Genomic DNA, 15610 nt, shown 5'->3' with positions numbered 1-15610 from the left:
GACAGTTGTTGGCAATCCGGCGCGGTGCCCGGCGGTTCCGCCAAGCTTCACGCAAAGGTTAAGTCATCTCCGCTGAACTCGGCAGGCTCTCCCGGACGCCCTGCCGATGCCTGCCCGCGTGTCTTCCGCCCTGCTTATCGCCCTCACCGCCCTCGGGGTCCCGCCCGCCGCCGCCTCCGAAGCGGGACGCGGCGCGGCGGCGCGGCCCCTCGATCCGTGGCGGCTGCGGCCGAGCGACGTCGTGCCGGCGGAGGCGGGCCCTGCGCGGGACGCCAAGGGCCGGCCGGTCTCGGAGATCCCGGAAGAGCGGCGCGTGGTCCGGGTGGTCTATCCCGGACTCACCAATCCGCGCTGAGACGCGGGTCGAGGGCCTCGGCGAGGCCGTCGCCCAGCACGTTCAGCGCCACCAGGGTGGCGACGAGGAACCCGGCCGGGGCGGCGAGCATCCAGGGGGCGGATTCGATGGCCCGTGCGCCCTCGGCGATCAGGGCGCCCCAGCTCGTGGACGGTTCCTGCACGCCGAGCCCGAGGAAGGAGAGGAAGCTCTCCAGCAGGATCACCTTGGGGACCAGCAGGGTCGCCGCCACGGTGACGGGTCCGAGGGTGTTGGGGACGATGTGCCGGCGCAGGATCGCGACCGTGGAGAGGCCCAGCGCCTCGGCGGCGCGCACGAAGTCGCGGTGGCGCAGCGACAGGGTCTGCGCCCGGGTGATCCGGGCCATGTCGAGCCATTCCACCGCGCCGATGGCGACGAGGATCAGCCCGAGCCCGGCCCGGAAGAAGACCAGCAGCAGGATGACGAAGAACACGAAGGGCAGGGCGTAGAGCACGTCGACGCCGCGCATCATCACCGCGTCGACCCGACCGCCGGCATAGCCCGCCACCGCCCCGTAGGTGACGCCGATGAGGAGCGCGACGCCGGTGGCGACGAGGCCGATGAGGAGCGAGATCCGGCCAGCGACGAGGCTGCGCGTAAGGAGGTCGCGCCCGAGCACGTCGGTGCCGAGGGGAAAAAAGAGCCGCCGCACCGGCGCCTCGACCACGAGGCGGCGCCCCTCGGCCTCCCGCGACAGGATGGTGGCGGGGCCGAACAGGTCCGAGCGGGGCAGGTAGCTCAGCACCCGCGCGTTGATCGGGTTCGGCGCCGACAGGGTGACGCGCAGGCGCCCGTCCGCGATCCGGATGTCCGCGGCCGTCACCCGCATGCGGAAGGCGAGGCGCTCCACCGCCGGCGCGATGGCCTCGGGGCGCGGATGGGCCCGGAGCGAGGGCGCGGTGCGCACGAGGTCGGGATAGATCCGACCCGGATCGTGGCCGGTGAGCGGGGGACCGGCGAGGCAGGCGAGGGCGACCAGCCCCAGAACGGCGAGGGCCGCCAGGGCGCTCCCGTTGCGGGCGAGGCGCCCGAGGACGCGCCTCACCGGGCCGCCCGCAGGCGCGGGTCGAGAAGGCCGGACAGGAGATCGGCCACGAGGTTGAGGGCGATGACGAAGACGGCCACCAGCACGACGGTGCCCATCACCAGGGTGTAGTCGCGGTTGAGCGCGCCGTCGACGAAGTAGCGGCCGATGCCGGGCAGGCCGAAGATGGTCTCGACCACCACCGAGCCGGTGAGGAGGGCGGCCGCCGTCGGCCCGAGGATCGCCACCACCGGCAGCAGGGCCCCGCGCAGGGCGTGGCGGGCGATGCGGTGGGGCGGCAGGCCCATGGCGCGCTGGGTCCGGACCGGCTGCGCGGCCAGCACCTCCGCCAGGGCGGCGCGGGTGAGGCGGGCGAGCGCCCCGACCTGGGGCAGGGCCAGGGTGACCACCGGGAGCACGAGGTTGGCCGGCGCGCCGTTCTCCCAGCTGCCCACCGGCAGCCAGCGCAAGGTCAGGCCGAACACGATCTGCAGCAGGGGCGCCACCACGAAGGTCGGCACCGCGAGCGTCAAGCCGGCGCCGAGGCCGACGAGGCGGTCGACGGCGCTGCCCCGGCGGAAGGCCGCCAGCGCGCCGAGGCCGATGCCGAGCACCAGGGCCAGCGCCAGGGCGAGGGTGCCCAGCGTCATCGAGACCGGCAGGCCGCGGGCGAACAGCTCGCCCACGGTGAGGTCGCGGAAGGAGAAAGAGGGCCCGAAATCGCCGGTGAGCAGGGCGCCGAGGTAGCGCCCGTACTGGACGATCAGCGGCTGGTCGAGGCCGTAGACCCGGGCGAGGTTGGCCATGGCGGCCGGGGGCAGGGGCCGCTCCAGGTCGAAGGGCCCGCCCGGGGCGAGGCGGATCAGGAAGAAGCTCGCGGTGACCACGGCGAGCAGGGTCGGGATCGCCTGGAGGAGGCGGCGCAGGACGAAGCCGATCACGCCGTCAGCCTCAGGAACCGGGTCGGGGCGGCGTTGCGCAGGTTCGGGTGGTAGCCGGCCAGCCGCGGGGCGATCAGGGCCTTCGAGCGGGTGTGCATCACCGGGATCCAAGGCAGTTCGGTGACCACGATCGTCTCGGCCGCGGAGAGGAGCTCGGCCCGCCGGGCGATGTCGCCCTCGGCCGCCGCCCGCCGCATCAGGCCGTCGTAGGCCGGGTTGCTGTAGCGGCCCGGGTTGAGGCCGTCATTGCCGGTCTCCAGCAGGAACAGGAAGTTCTGCGGATCGGAATAGTCCGCGATCCAGGACATGCGCGCCACGTTGAAGGCGCCGCCGTCGCGCAGGTAGGCGAAGTGGGTCTTGGCGTCGGTGTAGACGAAGCGGGTCTCGATCCCGATGCCGCGCCACATGTCGGCGATGGCGAGCGCCGTGTTGCGGTTGTTGTCGCTGGTGTTGAAGCGATACTCGAGCCGCAGGGGCCGGCCTTCGCCGAAGCCGGCGGCCGCCAGCAGCGCCCGGGCCTCGTCCTCGCGATCGATCGGCAGGGCCTCGCGGCCTTCGGTCTCGGGCGGCCGGCGGTAATGGTCGAGGCCGGGCGGGCAGAGGGAATAGGCCGGGTCCATGGTCCCGCCCCATAGCTGGCTCGCCAGGAACTCGCGGTCGATGACGAGGGAGAGGGCGCGCCGGACCCGGACGTCGTCGAAGGGCGCCTTGCGGGTGTTCACCGCGAGCGCATAGAGGCCGAGTGAGGGGCCGAGCACCACTTCGGAGCCGAAGCGCGCCTTGAGCGAAGCGATCTGGTCGCCGGGCAGGTCGGCCAGCGAATCGATCTCGCCGGCCGCGTAGCGCCGGACCGCGCTGGATAGGTCCGGCGTCGGCAGGAAGGCCACCTGCGGGATCGCCACCGTGGCGGCCGCATGGAAATGCGGGTTGCGCTCCAGGGTGATGCGGTCGTTCGGCACCACCTCCGCCAAGCGGTAGGGGCCGTTGGTCACGCTGTTGCCGGCCCGGGCGAAGGCGTCGCCGTGGCGGGCCAGGGAGGGCGGATGCACGGGTAGCGCGGTCTGGTGCGTCAGGAGTTCGAGCAGGTACGGCGTCGGCTGCTCCAGGGTCAGGACCACGCGCCGCTCGTCCGGGGCGACGACCCCAAGGGCCTCGGGGGGCAGTCCGCCCTGGTTCACCGCCCGGGCGTTCTTCAGGGGGAACAGGATCTCGGCGTATTTCGCCGCCGTGGCGGGGGCGAGGATGCGCCGGAGGGCGAAGACGAAGTCTCCGGCTAAGACCGGGTCGCCGTTCGACCAGCGCCCGTCGGCGCGCAGGGTGAAGTCGTAGGTCAAGCGATCCTCGGACACGGTCCAGGCGGTGGCCGCCCCCGGAATGATCGCGCCATAATTGTCGTAGGTGAGCAGGCCCTCGTAGAGGTCGCGCAGGATATGCGCCTCGGCCACCGTCGAGGACTTGTGCGGGTCCAGGGTCTCGGGGTCCGCATCGTTGCCGCGCCGGTAGAGGTCCGCCGGCGCGGCCACGGCCCGGCCGAGGCCTCCGGCGGCCAGGAGCGCCGCACCGCCGACGAGCCAGTGCCGCCGATGCGGGCGCGGCATCGGTTCAGGCGCCGGTCTGCGCGGTGAGCCCCGCCGCTTCGATGCCAGCCAGCGCGCAGAGCTCGTCGTTGTCGGAGGTGTCGCCCGAGATGCCGACGGCGCCGATCACGGCCTCGCCCCGGCGGATCAGGACGCCGCCCGGCACGGGCACCAGGGCGGCGGGGCCGACGAGGTGGCTGACGGCGGCGACGAAGTAGGCCTGCTCCTCGGCGCGCTTGTGGATCGCCCGGCCGCCGAGGCCGAGGGCAAGGCAGCCATTCGCCTTGCCCATGGCCACCTCGGCCCGGCGCAGGGAGGTCCCGTCCTCCGCCCCCATCGCCTTGAGTGCGCCACGCGCGTCGTAGACCACCACGGCCAGGGGCTTCAGCGCGTGGGCGCGAGCCGTCTCCAGGGCGGTGGCGACGATGGTCTGCGCGGCGGCGAGGGTGAGGTCGGACATCGGGGCTCCGGGTTCGGATCGAGGGGGCGTGCCCCTCGACTAACCCGGCGCGGGGCGAGCGACCAGGGGCTCAGCGCGCAAGCCGCGCCAGGAAGGCGTCGTAGCGGGCGGTGACCGCGCCGAGGCGCTCGAAATGCGGGAAAGCGCCCGTCTCCAGCACGTCGAGGGTCCAGTTCGGATCGCCGCGGAAGCGGTCGGCGTATCGGTAGTCGACGAAATCGCCGCGGGTGCCGTGGATCATCCAGACCGGCCGGTCGAGGCGGGAATAGATCCGGCCCGTCTCGGTGGCGAAGAGGTGCCCGGCCAGGAACGAGAAGGGCGCGAATTCGGCGCCGGGCTGGTGGGCCGAGACCTGATCGTATTCGAGCAGGCCCTCGTCGATGCTGCGCGAGCCCCAGGTCTTCTCGAGAAAGAACCGCATGCTCGGGCGGCTGACGAGGAGGTCGAACAGCGCCTGGCCCCAGAGCGGATAGGCCGCCACCGCCCGGGCCGTGTCGCTGCCGGACGGATTGCGGCGCTCGTAGCGCTTGTCGAAACCGGTCGGGCTGATCAGCCCCAGGCTGCGGTAATCGTCGGGGCGCGCCAGGGCCGCCCGGGCCAGGAACTCGGCCGAGAGGGAAAGCGCCATCGCGTCGATGGCGGCGCCCCCGTGCCGGTGGCGGATCTCGGCCACCATGGCGTGGATCGCGTCCGTCATGAGTTCCGGCGTGTAGATCCGGTCGCTGCGCTCGGAGAAGCCGAAGCCCGGCAGGTCGAGGGCGTAGACCGGGCGCGTCCTCGCGTAATGGCGATAGAGCGGCCGGACCTCGTAGGCGTTGGCCGCCGCGTTCACGGAATGGATCAGCAGGAGCGGCACGCCCTCGGCCGGCCCATCGGCGTAGAACGACAGCCCGCCCGCATCGCTGCCCAGGCATTCTTGCCGGCCGGGGAGGGCGGGCGGCATCCGGCGACGATGGTCGATGCCGAGGCGGCTATAGGCGATCCAGGCCCCGGCGGCACCGAAAGGAAGCAGCGCCAGCAAGGGCCCGAGCCGGCGGCGGGGGGCATCAGGCATCGTCGGGGTCCCTCGGGTTGCGCCGTCGGAAACGCCCCGGCGGTTTGGATGTTTCCGAGCGGCCTTGCGGTCGGTGCTGGTCCTTTTACGATCAGGGCGCGTCTCGCTCGCCTTGGGGGGAGGAGGGGTGCGTCGTGCCTCTCCAGCAAACGACGCCCCAGGACAGGGCGCGTCCCTCTCCCCCTTGTGGGGAGAGGTTAGGAGTGGGGGTGGTTCCGCCAGACGTCGCCGGTCAAGGGTCGCCCAACCACCCCCGCCTCCAACTCCTCCCCACAAGGGGGAGGAGGGCTACGTCGTGCCTCTTCGCGCAGGCGACGCCCGAGGGCAGCGGAACGCGTTCCTCTCCCCCTTGTGGGGAAAGGTGAGGCGTGGGGGTGGCTCCGCCAGCCGCCGCCGGTCGAGGGAGGATGCGTGCGTAACCCCCATCACCGGAAAGGCAGCCGCGACCGCACCGTCATTCCGGGGCGCCGCAGGCGAGCCCGGAATCCAGAACCGCCGACAGCGTGAGGTCTTACACGACCTGCGTGTCTGGATCCCGGGCTCCGCTGCGCGGCCCCGGGATGACGGGGTGCTGCGGGCTGATTTCCGAACACGGGGTCCTCTCCTGGAGTATCGCAGCACCGCGGGGAGCGGCTCGACCCCGCTCAGGCGGTCGCGCCCTCGATCTCGCCGCTGAGCTCAAGCCACTCCTCCTCGGCCGCCTCCAGGGCGGCGGCGGCGTCGGAGCGCATCTTGGCGATCTCGCCGGCCTTGGCCGGGTTGGCCTGGAAGGCGGTGCCGTCGGCCAACGCCGCGTCGATCTTGGCCATGGCGTCGGTGAGCTTCTTCATGCGCGCCTCGACGCCCTCGAGCTTCTTGCGCAGGGGCGCGAGGGCGACGCGGCGGTCGGCATTGGAGCGCCGTTCCACCGCCTTGGCGCCGCCGGTGGAGTCCGCCGCGCCCTTCTCGGCCTCGCGCTCCGGCCCGGCGAGGACGTAGCGGCGGTAATCGTCCATGTCGCCGTCGAAGGCCTTCACGCTGCCGTTCGAGACGAGCCAGAGCCGGTCGGCGCAGGCCTCCACCAGGAAGCGGTCGTGGCTCACCAGGATGACGGCGCCCTCGTAGTCGTTGATCGCCTCCACCAGGGCCTGGCGGCTCTCGATGTCGAGGTGGTTCGTCGGCTCATCGAGGATCAGGAGGTGCGGGCCGCGGAAGGCCGCGAGCCCCATGAGCAGGCGCGCCTTCTCGCCGCCGGAGAGCTGGGAGACCGGCGTCTCCGACTTGGTGCCCGAGAAGCCCAGGCGGGCTGCCGCCGCGCGGGCCTTCGATTCGGGCACGTCCGGCATCAGGTCGCGGACATGGGCGTAGGCGCTCTCGGCCGGGCGCAGTTCGTCGAGCTGGTGCTGGGCGAAATAGGCCACCTCCATCTTGGAGGAGCGCCGCAGCTCGCCGCTCAAGGGAGGCAGGCGCCCGCCGATGAGCTTGCAGAAGGTCGACTTGCCGTTGCCGTTGGCGCCGAGCAGGGCCACCCGGTCGTCGGGTGCGAGGCTCAAGTTCAGGCCCGAGAGCACGATCCGGTCCGGGTAGCCGGCCTGCACCCGCTCCATGGCGACGATGGGCGGGGAGAGCGGGCGCTCCGGGCTCGGCAGGCGGAAGGCCGGGACGTCGTCCTCGATCACCGAGGCGATGATCTCCATCTTGGCGAGCCGCTTGACGCGAGACTGGGCCTGCCGGGCCTTGGTGGCCTTGGCCTTGAAGCGGTCCACGAAGCTCTGGAGATGGGCCCGCTCCGCGTCCTGCTTCTGCTTCGCCTTGGCCTGGAGCACGCGCTTCTCGGCGACCTGCCGGGCGAAGCTCGTGTAACCGCCCCGGTAGATGCTGAGCTTGCCCCGGTCGAGGTGCAGGATGTGGTCCACGCACTCGTCGAGGAGGTCGCGGTCGTGGCTGATGATGACGGCCGTGCGGGGATAGCGCTCCAGGTAGTCGTAGAGCCAGATCGTGCCTTCGATGTCGAGGTAGTTGGTCGGCTCGTCGAGGAGCAGCAGGTCGGGCTCGGAGAACAGCACGGCGGCGAGCGCCACGCGCATGCGCCAGCCGCCGGAGAAGTCGGCGCAGGGGCGCCCCTGCGCCTCCGCATCGAAGCCGAGACCGTGGAGGATCGCCGCCGCGCGGGCGGGCGCCGAATGCGCCTCGATGTCCACCAGCCGGGTCTCGATCTCGGCGCGGCGCAGGCCGTCGGCGTGCTCGGCCTCCGCCATCAGGCGGGCGCGCTCCGTGTCGGCGGCCAGCACCACGGCGTGCAGGGTCTCGGGGCCGGCGGGCGCCTCCTGGGCCACCGCGCCGATGCGCATGCCCTTGGGCATCGACACCGTGCCGCCCTCGGTGGGCAGCTCGCCGAGGATCGCCTTGAACAGGGTGGTCTTGCCGGCGCCGTTGCGCCCGACGAGGCCGACACGGGCGCGATCCGGGATGACGAAGGTGGCGCCGTCGAGGATCAGGCGCTCGCCGATGCGGTAGGTGAGGTCGTTGACGCGGAGCATGGCGCGCTTTTGCGGGGTCGGGGCCTCACTGGCAAGCGGCCGGGGCCGCGCGCCCCGCACCGGCCTGTGCGGTTGGCGCGGACCTCGCATCCACGCCTATCGGCAGGCGAGCAGTACGGGATAGCTTGACCCAGGAATTGCACGGCGTATCGATCAGGTTCGATCATCGAGGGGGCAGGACGCGTGACCACAGGACGGCTGACGACCATCCCGTTCTTCAAGGAGCCGGGAATCGAGCTGTCCGTCTACGAGACGCGCTGCCACTGGCGCCGCTTCGACGAGAACGAGGTTCTGGTCGATTACGACGACGTCTCCACCGACGTCTATTTCCTGGCCTCCGGCGAAGTGCGCATCCTCAACCGCTCGCAATCGGGCAAGGAAGTGATTCTCGGCGAGATGCGCGGCGGCGCCTTCTTCGGCGAGCTGGCCGCGCTGGACGGCATCGGCCGCTCGGCCAACGTCACGGCCCTGACCCGCGGCGAGGTCTGCGTGGTGCCCGCCCCCGTGTTCCGGCAGATCATCTTCGCCTCCGAGGCGATCGCCGACCGGCTGTTCCGCCTGTTGGCCAAGCGCGTGCGCGAGCTGAACACCCGCCTGATGGAGCACGCGCTCCTCGACCTGCGCCACCGGCTCTATGCCGAGCTGCTGCGCCTGTCGGTGCCCCGCGCCGGCGGCGACGGCGAGCGGGTGGTCACGCCGCCGCCCTACCACCATGTGCTCGCCGCCCGCATCGGCTGCCGCCGCGAGCAGGTGACGCGGGAATTCACCGTGATGGCGGCCGACGGCCTGATCGACCGGACGCGCGGCGCCCTGGTGATCCGCCGGCCCGACCTCCTGGAGGCCCGCGTCGCCGAAGCGCTGCGCGAGGACGGCTGAGGGTCCGGCACCCGCGATGGCGTCGACGCGCGCGCCCGGTCCCGCCGGCCTGCTGACCTGTGCCGGCCTCGGCAAGCGCTTCGGCGCGCATGCGGCGGTGGCCGACCTCGACCTCACCCTGCAGCCCGGCGAGTTCGTCTGCCTGCTCGGTCCCTCCGGTTGCGGCAAGAGCACGCTTTTGCGCCTCATCGCCGGCTTCGAGACCCCGACCTCGGGCACGATCCGCCTCGGGGACACCGACATCACGGCCGACCCGCCGCATCGCCGGCCGGTCAACATGATGTTTCAGTCCTACGCCCTGTTCCCGCACATGAGCGTGGCCGCCAACATCGCCTACGGCCTCACCGGCCTCGCGCGCGCGGCGCGTCAGGCGCGGGTGGACGAGCTCCTGCGCCTCGTGCGTCTCGACGGGTTCGGCCCGCGCAGGCCCGACACCCTGTCCGGCGGGCAGCGGCAACGGGTGGCGCTGGCCCGCGCCCTGGCGCGCGCGCCCCAGGTGCTGCTCCTCGACGAGCCGCTGGGCGCCCTCGACCGCGCCCTGCGGGAGGAGACGCAAGGGGAGCTGCGCGCCCTGCAGCGGCGCCTCGGCACGAGCTTCCTCGTGGTCACCCACGATCCCGGCGAGGCCCTGGCGCTGGCCGACCGCATCGGCGTGATGGAAGGCGGCCGCCTCGCGCAGATCGGCGACGGGGCGAGCCTGTACGAGCGCCCGGCCAACCGCTTCGTCGCCGGGCTCCTGGGCGACGTGAACCTGATCCCGGGCCGGGTGCCGGATCGCGACCCCGGCGGCCTGTCCACCCTCGACACCGCGCTCGGGCCAATGCGCGCCCGCGGCGCAGCCGACGGGGAAGGCGTCATCGCCCTGCGTCCCGAACGGATCGCGCTGGCCCGCGCCCCGTCCGGGGACGGACGGGCCCTGCCCGGGCAGGTGGTCGAGACGACCTATCTCGGCGACCGCATCCGGCTCCGGGTCCGCATGGCCGACGGATCGGTCTGGCGGGTGAGCGCGCCCACGGGCGCCGACGCGCCCGCCGTGGGAGAGACCGTCCACCTGTCCTATCCGCCCGAGCGGGCCTGGCTGATGCCGGCGGCGGGGTGAGCATGAAGCGCTGGCTCCCGGTCCTGCCCGCCCTGTGGCTCGCCGCCTTCGTGCTGCTGCCGGTGATCCTGACCCTGAAGATCAGCCTCTCGACGCCGGCCACCGCGCAGCCGCCCTACCTGCCGGTGCTCGACTGGAGCGCGGGGTTCGAGGGTTGGGGCAGCTTCCTCGAGGCCCTCGACTTCGCCAACTTCGAAACGCTGGCGGGCGACGCCCTCTACCGCGACGCCGCCCTGTCCTCCGTGACGCTCGCGGCCGTCGCCACCGCGATTCTCGCCCTGATCGGCACCCCGATCGCCCACGCCATGGCCCGCGCCCCGGAGCGCCGTCAGCCGCTCCTCGTGGCGCTCCTCATCGTGCCGTTCTGGACGAGCTTCCTCATCCGCATCTATGCCTGGATCGCGATCTTGAAGCCCGAGGGGCTGCTCAACGCCGGCCTGCTGCGGCTCGGGCTGATCGCGCAGCCACTGGAGATCCTGAACACCCAATGGGCGGTGCTGATCGGGCTCACCTACGCCTACCTGCCCTTCATGGTGCTGCCGCTCTACGCCGTGCTGGCCAAGCGCGACCCGCGCCTGGCCGAGGCCGCGGCCGATCTCGGCGCCGGGCCCGCGCGGGTGTTCTGGACCGTGACCCTGCCGCTGGCCCGCCCCGGGCTGGTGGCCGGGGCGCTGCTCTGCTTCGTTCCGATGGTGGGCGAGTTCATCATCCCGGACCTGCTCGGCGGCTCGGACACCCTGATGCTCGGGCGGGTGCTGTGGAGCGAGTTCTTCTCCAACCGCGACTGGCCGCTCGCCTCCGCGGTGGCGATCCTGGTCCTCGTCCTGGTGGTCGGCCCGCTGATCCTGTTCCGCGAGGACGGGGCGACCGCGCGGGAGGCCGGCCGGTGAGGGCCCTCGACCGCATCGCCCTCACGTTCGGGCTCGGCTTCCTCTACGCGCCGATCCTGATCCTGGTGATCTACTCGTTCAACGCCTCGGCCCTGGTCACGGTCTGGGGCGGGTTCTCGACCCGCTGGTACGGCGTGCTCGCCGCCGACGCCCCCTTGCGCGCGGCGGCCGGCGTCTCCCTCGCGGTGGCGCTGGCCTCGGCCGCCCTCGCCACGGTGTTCGGGACCCTGGCGGCCCTGGCCCTCGACCGGGGCGGGCGCTTCGCCGGCCGGCGGGTCTTCACCGGGCTGATCTACGCGCCGCTGGTCATGCCCGAGGTGATCACCGGGCTGTCGCTGCTGTTGCTCTTCGTCGGCCTCGGCCTCGATCGCGGCCTCCTCACCCTGGTCGTCGCGCACGCGACCCTCGGCCTCGGCTTCGTGGCGGTGATCGTCGGGGCGCGCCTGCGCGGTCTCGACGGCGCGCTGGAGGAGGCGGCGGCCGATCTCGGCGCGGCGCCGGGCCGGGTCTTCGCCACCGTCACCCTGCCGCTGATCGCGCCCTCCCTGGCGGCGGGCTTCCTCCTCGCCTTCACCCTGTCCCTCGACGACCTCGTCATCGCGAGCTTCGTCTCGGGGCCGGGGGCGACGACCCTGCCGATGCGGCTCTACAGCCAGGTCCGGCTCGGGGTGAACCCGGAGATCAACGCGGCCTCGACGCTTCTCGTCGGCACCGTCACCGCCCTCGTGCTCACCGCCTCGTGGCTGACCGGGCGCAAGGGTGTAGCCTGAAACGCCGCGGGCCGGGCTTCCGCTACGGGGCGTAGGCGCGGGCGCCGGCCGGGAGGGCCAACCCGACGGCCGGCATCCGCAGGGACTTTGACGGCGCCACCGCGCCGCCGCGCAGGTCCGGCGTGGCGTCCAGGGCGAGGCTGCGCACGTCGAGGTTGCCGAAGGGACCCGCGATCTGGACGCGCATCGGCGGCCGCTTCTCCGACGCCGTCCCCCGTGCGGAGATCTCCGCAAGGGTGTCGCAGCGCCGGTCCGGCAGCGAGACGGTGCCGCGCAGGGAGGCGGCCAGGACGTTGGCCTCCATCGTGCCCTCGGTGATCTCGCCGATTCCGTCGCGGAAGCGCAGGCTCAAGGTCGCACGCTCGAACGCCGTGCGGCCGACGCGCCGGGCCGGCATCCGGTTGCGCTGGGCCGCCTCGTTCAGGTCGAGCCCGATCAGGGTGCCGGCGTCGACCGAGAGGGCGGCATGACCGTCGAGATGCTGCAGGAGCGCGTGCAGGTCGGCCCCCGAGCCCTCGGCCTGGAACTGGCCCTGCGCCGTGCCGAGGATCCAGTTCTCCGGGCGCAGCGCGCCGGGGACGGCCGCCAGGTCGAGCCGGTCGAAGGCACCCTGCACCTTGGCGTCGGTCACGGCCGCGTCCTTGGGCGAGGTGGCGAGGGCGAGGCGGCCCTTGAGGGTTCCGCCCCCCAGGGCGGCGCGGCTCAGGGACGCCTCGATATTCCCGTCCCGGACCAGGACGCTGGCGGCCAGGTCCTCGGCGAGGATCGGACCGAACCGGGCCGCGCCCGCCGAGATTCGCAGGTCGAGGTCGCCGCCGGTATAGGGCGCGAGGGCGAGGGCGCGCAGGCGCCAGTCGGGGGCGCCGGCGGTGGCGCCGACGGCTCTCGGCAGATCCGCCAGCAGGGGGGCCAGGTTCAGCGTCTCGGCCGCCAGGGTCGCCTGCACGGCTGGACGGCCCCGTCCGAAGGAGACGGCACCGGCCCCCTCCAGGCGATTGTCGCCGAAGGAGACCCGGACGTTGGGCAGCAGGAGCTGACGCCCGCTCATCTCGAAATTGCCGGTCATCCCGAACGCCGTGACGAAGGGCGAGAGGGCGACGTCGCCACCGGCCCAGGCGAGGGTCTCCGGCAGGGACCGCGTCTCGAACTGGCCGAGCCCGATCAGTGTCAGGCCCTCGGCCCGGACGACGCCGCTGCCCTCGGCCGTGAGGGTCCCGGCGGCCCAGCTCGCCGTGAGGGCGTAGGGCGTGGCGCCGCCGTCGAGGAGGTCGATCACCCGCAGGCCCGAGACGGAGAACCGCGTCGGCATGGCGCTCCACTGGAAGCTGCCGAAGATCTCGGCCTGGGCGCTCCAGAGCGGCCAGGACAGGGTCAGGTCGAGGTCGCGGGCGGTCTGGGGAGAGCCGTCCCGGGGATCGAGGCCCTTGGCGACGGCACGCGACAGGCTGATGCGGCGCGGATGCGCGGCGCCGTCCACCGCGAGGCGCGCGCCGAGAAGCCGAACGGGCTCGGCCCAGCGGGCGTCGTCCGGCCCCGAGGGCAGGTAGACCGTCGCGCCGTCGAGCCCCAGGGTGTTCACCTCGAGGCGCCCCGTCAGCAGGGCCAGCAGGCTCAGCTGGAGGGAGAGGGCGCCGCCCTCCGCCAGGACGGGACCGTCGACGCCGCCCGCGGCCAGGCGGACATCGCGAAACCCCAGGCGCGGCAGCGGCAGCAGAGTGACCTCGGTCGGCCCCCGCGCGGTCATGGCGAGCCCGTAGACCCGCGCGAAGTCCCGTGCCACGAAGGCCCGCAGGCGCGGCGTCGCGACCGACCAGGGCAGGCAGGCGGCCGAGAGGGCGACGACGAACGCCGCGAGGCACATCAGGGACAGGAGGCGGCGCAGGGGTATTCCCCTCCATCCGGTGTGTGGGACGCGCGGCGGACCGCGTGATCGACGAGGGAATGGGCGCGTCCGGCCCCGGCAGCCGCGACGCGCGGAAGACCCGGCGACCCTCTCCTGATAGTCCTCGGCGCCCGGCTTGTCTCCCCGGGCGGGGGCGACGCCCCGGTGCCATCCACCACGCAGCGCGCCGGAACGGTCCCGCCGGCCCGAGCGCCCCCGGGCCACGCCGTCCGGTCGGACCCGCGCTCAGACCCGGTCCGGGCGGTGCCGCGCAGTGCAAAATGTAACGGCCGCACCGCGACAAGGGGTTGGCAGGACGCCGCTTTCGCGTGACGGTCGCGCCGACGAAGAACAGAACCACACAGGAGGGCATCCATGAAGAAGGTTTATCCCGACGCCACGGCGGCGCTGGCCGGCGTGCTGAAGGACGGCATGATGATCATGTGCGGTGGCTTCGGCCTCTGCGGGATTCCCGACGCCCTGATCGATGCGATCCGCGCGTCCGGGGTGAAGAACCTGACCGTGGTCTCCAACAATGCCGGCATCGACGGCGTCGGCCTCGGCAAGCTCTTGGAAACCCGCCAGGTCGCCAAGATGATCTCGTCCTATGTGGGCGAGAACAAGGAATTCGCCCGCCAGTACCTCGGCGGCGAGCTCGCCATCGAGTTCAACCCCCAGGGCACGCTGGCCGAGCGCATCCGCGCCGGCGGCGCCGGCATCCCGGCCTTCTATACCAAGACCGGCGTCGGTACCCTGATCGCCGAGGGCAAGGACGTGCGCGAATTCGACGGCGAGGACTACGTGATGGAGCGCGGCCTGTTCGCGGACCTCGCCATCGTCCACGCCTGGAAGGGCGACACCGAGGGCAACCTGATCTACCGGAAGACGGCGCGGAACTTCAATCCGATGATGGCCACCGCCGCCACGATCACCGTGGCCCAGGTGGAGCATCTGGTGCAGCCCGGCGAGATCGATCCTGACACCATCATCACCCCCGGCATCTTCGTGAAGCGCCTCGTCCACGTGCCGGAGCGCGAGAAGCGCATCGAGCAGCGCACCACCCGCAAGCGCGGCGAGCCCGCCGTGCCGCCCGCCGCCGTCTGAGAGCCGACAAGGAGACCACGATCATGGCCTGGACCCGCGAACAGATGGCCGAGCGCGCCGCACGAGAGCTGCAGGACGGCTACTACGTGAACCTCGGCATCGGCATCCCGACCCTCGTGTCGAACTACATCCCGGACGGGATGTCGGTGCAGCTGCAATCCGAGAACGGCATGCTCGGCATGGGCCCCTTCCCCTACGAGGGCGAGGAGGATGCCGACCTAATCAATGCCGGCAAGCAGACGATCACCGCGCTGCCCACCACCAGCTACTTCTCCTCGGCCGAATCCTTCGGGATGATCCGGGGCGGCCACATCAACCTGTCGATCCTCGGCGCGATGCAGGTGGCCGAGAACGGCGACCTCGCCAACTGGATGATCCCGGGCAAGATGGTGAAGGGCATGGGCGGCGCCATGGACCTCGTGGCCGGCGTCAAGAAGGTGGTGGTGGTGATGGAGCACACCGCCAAGGGCAAGGACGGCTCGGAGAGCCCCAAGCTGCTGGACGCCTGCGACCTGCCGCTCACCGGCACCCACGTGGTCGACATGGTCATTACCGACCTCGGCGTCTTCGCCATCGACAAGAAGGGCGACGGGGGCATGACGCTGGTCGAACTCGCCGACGGCGTCACCGAGGACGAGGTCCGCGCGAAGACCACGGCCCGCTTCACCACCAAGCTCGCCTGAGCGGCGTGGTCCCGGGCGGAGCCGCTCCGCCCGGGCGACGGAAACCCGCCCGGCGCCGGCCGCGGCGGGTTTTTGCGGGCCCGAGGGTCCCCGCGCGCCGGCGGCGCCCTACCGTAAGGCACAGGTCCAAACGGGAGCGTACGACATGGCAGTGGTATCCAAGACGGTGATGGACGAGGGCAGGGCGGCCAAGCAGGCTGGCCAGCCGGACTCCGTCAATCCCTATCCGGCCGGCTCGCAGAACAGCGCCGACTGGCTCGAGGGCTACACCTACGACGAGGCCGAGCAGAACACCGACCGGGCCGAGAGCGACACCTGAGGACCGCGCGGGAGCCGGCACCACCGGCTCCCGCTT

General features: G+C 72.4%; 15 protein-coding genes. 8 read left to right on the top strand and 7 right to left on the bottom strand.

The window, feature by feature from the left end; genetic code table 11:
- The first annotated feature begins 106 nt into the window (after window positions 1-106).
- On the top strand, window positions 107-355 hold the full coding sequence (locus ASF20_RS07620) for a hypothetical protein (RefSeq protein ID WP_056272620.1): 249 nt from the start codon (window positions 107-109) through the stop codon (window positions 353-355).
- Here ASF20_RS07620 and ASF20_RS07615 read toward each other — a convergent pair.
- From ASF20_RS07615 to ASF20_RS07590, 6 genes are all read right to left on the bottom strand, one after another.
- Window positions 339-1421, bottom strand: coding sequence for an ABC transporter permease (locus ASF20_RS07615; protein WP_056272617.1), 1083 nt, complete (start codon window positions 1419-1421; stop codon window positions 339-341). The genes ASF20_RS07620 and ASF20_RS07615 overlap by 17 nt on opposite strands.
- Window positions 1418-2341, bottom strand: a complete 924-nt coding sequence (locus ASF20_RS07610; RefSeq protein ID WP_056272614.1) for an ABC transporter permease subunit — start codon at window positions 2339-2341, stop codon at window positions 1418-1420. The genes ASF20_RS07615 and ASF20_RS07610 overlap by 4 nt, the downstream gene beginning before the upstream one ends.
- The gene (locus ASF20_RS07605; RefSeq protein WP_056272612.1) at window positions 2338-3939 is read right to left on the bottom strand and encodes a peptide ABC transporter substrate-binding protein; all 1602 of its coding nucleotides are present in this window, start codon (window positions 3937-3939) and stop codon (window positions 2338-2340) included. The genes ASF20_RS07610 and ASF20_RS07605 overlap by 4 nt, the downstream gene beginning before the upstream one ends.
- 4 nt (window positions 3940-3943) lie before the next feature.
- Window positions 3944-4378: a heme-binding protein gene (locus ASF20_RS07600; RefSeq protein WP_056211179.1), complete on the bottom strand. Its 435-nt coding sequence runs from the start codon at window positions 4376-4378 to the stop codon at window positions 3944-3946.
- A 70-nt stretch (window positions 4379-4448) separates the two neighbouring features.
- Window positions 4449-5432, bottom strand: a complete 984-nt coding sequence (locus ASF20_RS07595) for an alpha/beta fold hydrolase (protein ID WP_056272609.1) — start codon at window positions 5430-5432, stop codon at window positions 4449-4451.
- A 644-nt stretch (window positions 5433-6076) separates the two neighbouring features.
- Window positions 6077-7951 carry an ABC-F family ATP-binding cassette domain-containing protein gene (locus ASF20_RS07590; RefSeq protein ID WP_056272606.1) on the bottom strand — a complete coding sequence of 625 codons (1875 nt, stop codon included), beginning with the start codon at window positions 7949-7951 and terminating at the stop codon, window positions 6077-6079.
- Window positions 7952-8134: 183 nt separating this feature from the next.
- Between ASF20_RS07590 and ASF20_RS07585 the strand changes: the two genes are divergently transcribed.
- Genes ASF20_RS07585 through ASF20_RS07570 form a run of 4 tightly spaced genes read left to right on the top strand, consistent with a single transcriptional unit; the run spans window position 8135 to window position 11586 of the window.
- Window positions 8135-8827, top strand: coding sequence for a Crp/Fnr family transcriptional regulator (locus tag ASF20_RS07585; protein ID WP_056180343.1), 693 nt, complete (start codon window positions 8135-8137; stop codon window positions 8825-8827).
- A 16-nt stretch (window positions 8828-8843) separates the two neighbouring features.
- The gene (locus ASF20_RS07580) at window positions 8844-9926 is read left to right on the top strand and encodes an ABC transporter ATP-binding protein (RefSeq protein ID WP_056272602.1); all 1083 of its coding nucleotides are present in this window, start codon (window positions 8844-8846) and stop codon (window positions 9924-9926) included.
- Window positions 9927-9928: 2 nt separating this feature from the next.
- Entirely contained in the window at window positions 9929-10816 is an 888-nt protein-coding gene (locus ASF20_RS07575; protein ID WP_056272598.1) for an ABC transporter permease subunit, read from the top strand.
- The gene (locus ASF20_RS07570; protein WP_056272595.1) at window positions 10813-11586 is read left to right on the top strand and encodes an ABC transporter permease subunit; all 774 of its coding nucleotides are present in this window, start codon (window positions 10813-10815) and stop codon (window positions 11584-11586) included. Before ASF20_RS07575 ends, ASF20_RS07570 begins: the two co-directional genes overlap by 4 nt.
- 22 nt (window positions 11587-11608) lie before the next feature.
- Here the strand turns inward: ASF20_RS07570 and ASF20_RS07565 are convergent, their stop codons facing one another.
- A complete protein-coding gene (locus tag ASF20_RS07565; RefSeq protein ID WP_244476355.1) occupies window positions 11609-13447 on the bottom strand; it encodes an AsmA-like C-terminal region-containing protein in 1839 nt (612 codons plus the stop codon).
- Between the two features lie 396 nt (window positions 13448-13843).
- Between ASF20_RS07565 and ASF20_RS07560 the strand changes: the two genes are divergently transcribed.
- The 3 genes from ASF20_RS07560 to ASF20_RS24580 all read left to right on the top strand — a co-directional run bounded on the left by ASF20_RS07560 (window position 13844) and on the right by ASF20_RS24580 (window position 15574).
- Window positions 13844-14572 carry a CoA transferase subunit A gene (locus ASF20_RS07560; RefSeq protein ID WP_056211200.1) on the top strand — a complete coding sequence of 243 codons (729 nt, stop codon included), beginning with the start codon at window positions 13844-13846 and terminating at the stop codon, window positions 14570-14572.
- Between the two features lie 23 nt (window positions 14573-14595).
- Entirely contained in the window at window positions 14596-15255 is a 660-nt protein-coding gene (locus ASF20_RS07555) for a 3-oxoacid CoA-transferase subunit B (protein ID WP_056211202.1), read from the top strand.
- A 145-nt stretch (window positions 15256-15400) separates the two neighbouring features.
- Complete coding sequence (locus tag ASF20_RS24580) at window positions 15401-15574, top strand: hypothetical protein (RefSeq protein ID WP_200927198.1); 174 nt, start codon at window positions 15401-15403, stop codon at window positions 15572-15574.
- The last annotated feature ends 36 nt before the right edge of the window (window positions 15575-15610 follow it).

Source organism: Methylobacterium sp. Leaf88, assembly GCF_001422795.1.
In the GTDB taxonomy this organism is placed as follows: Bacteria; Pseudomonadota; Alphaproteobacteria; order Rhizobiales; family Beijerinckiaceae; genus Methylobacterium.
This window is presented reverse-complemented; position numbering and strand designations above follow the sequence as displayed.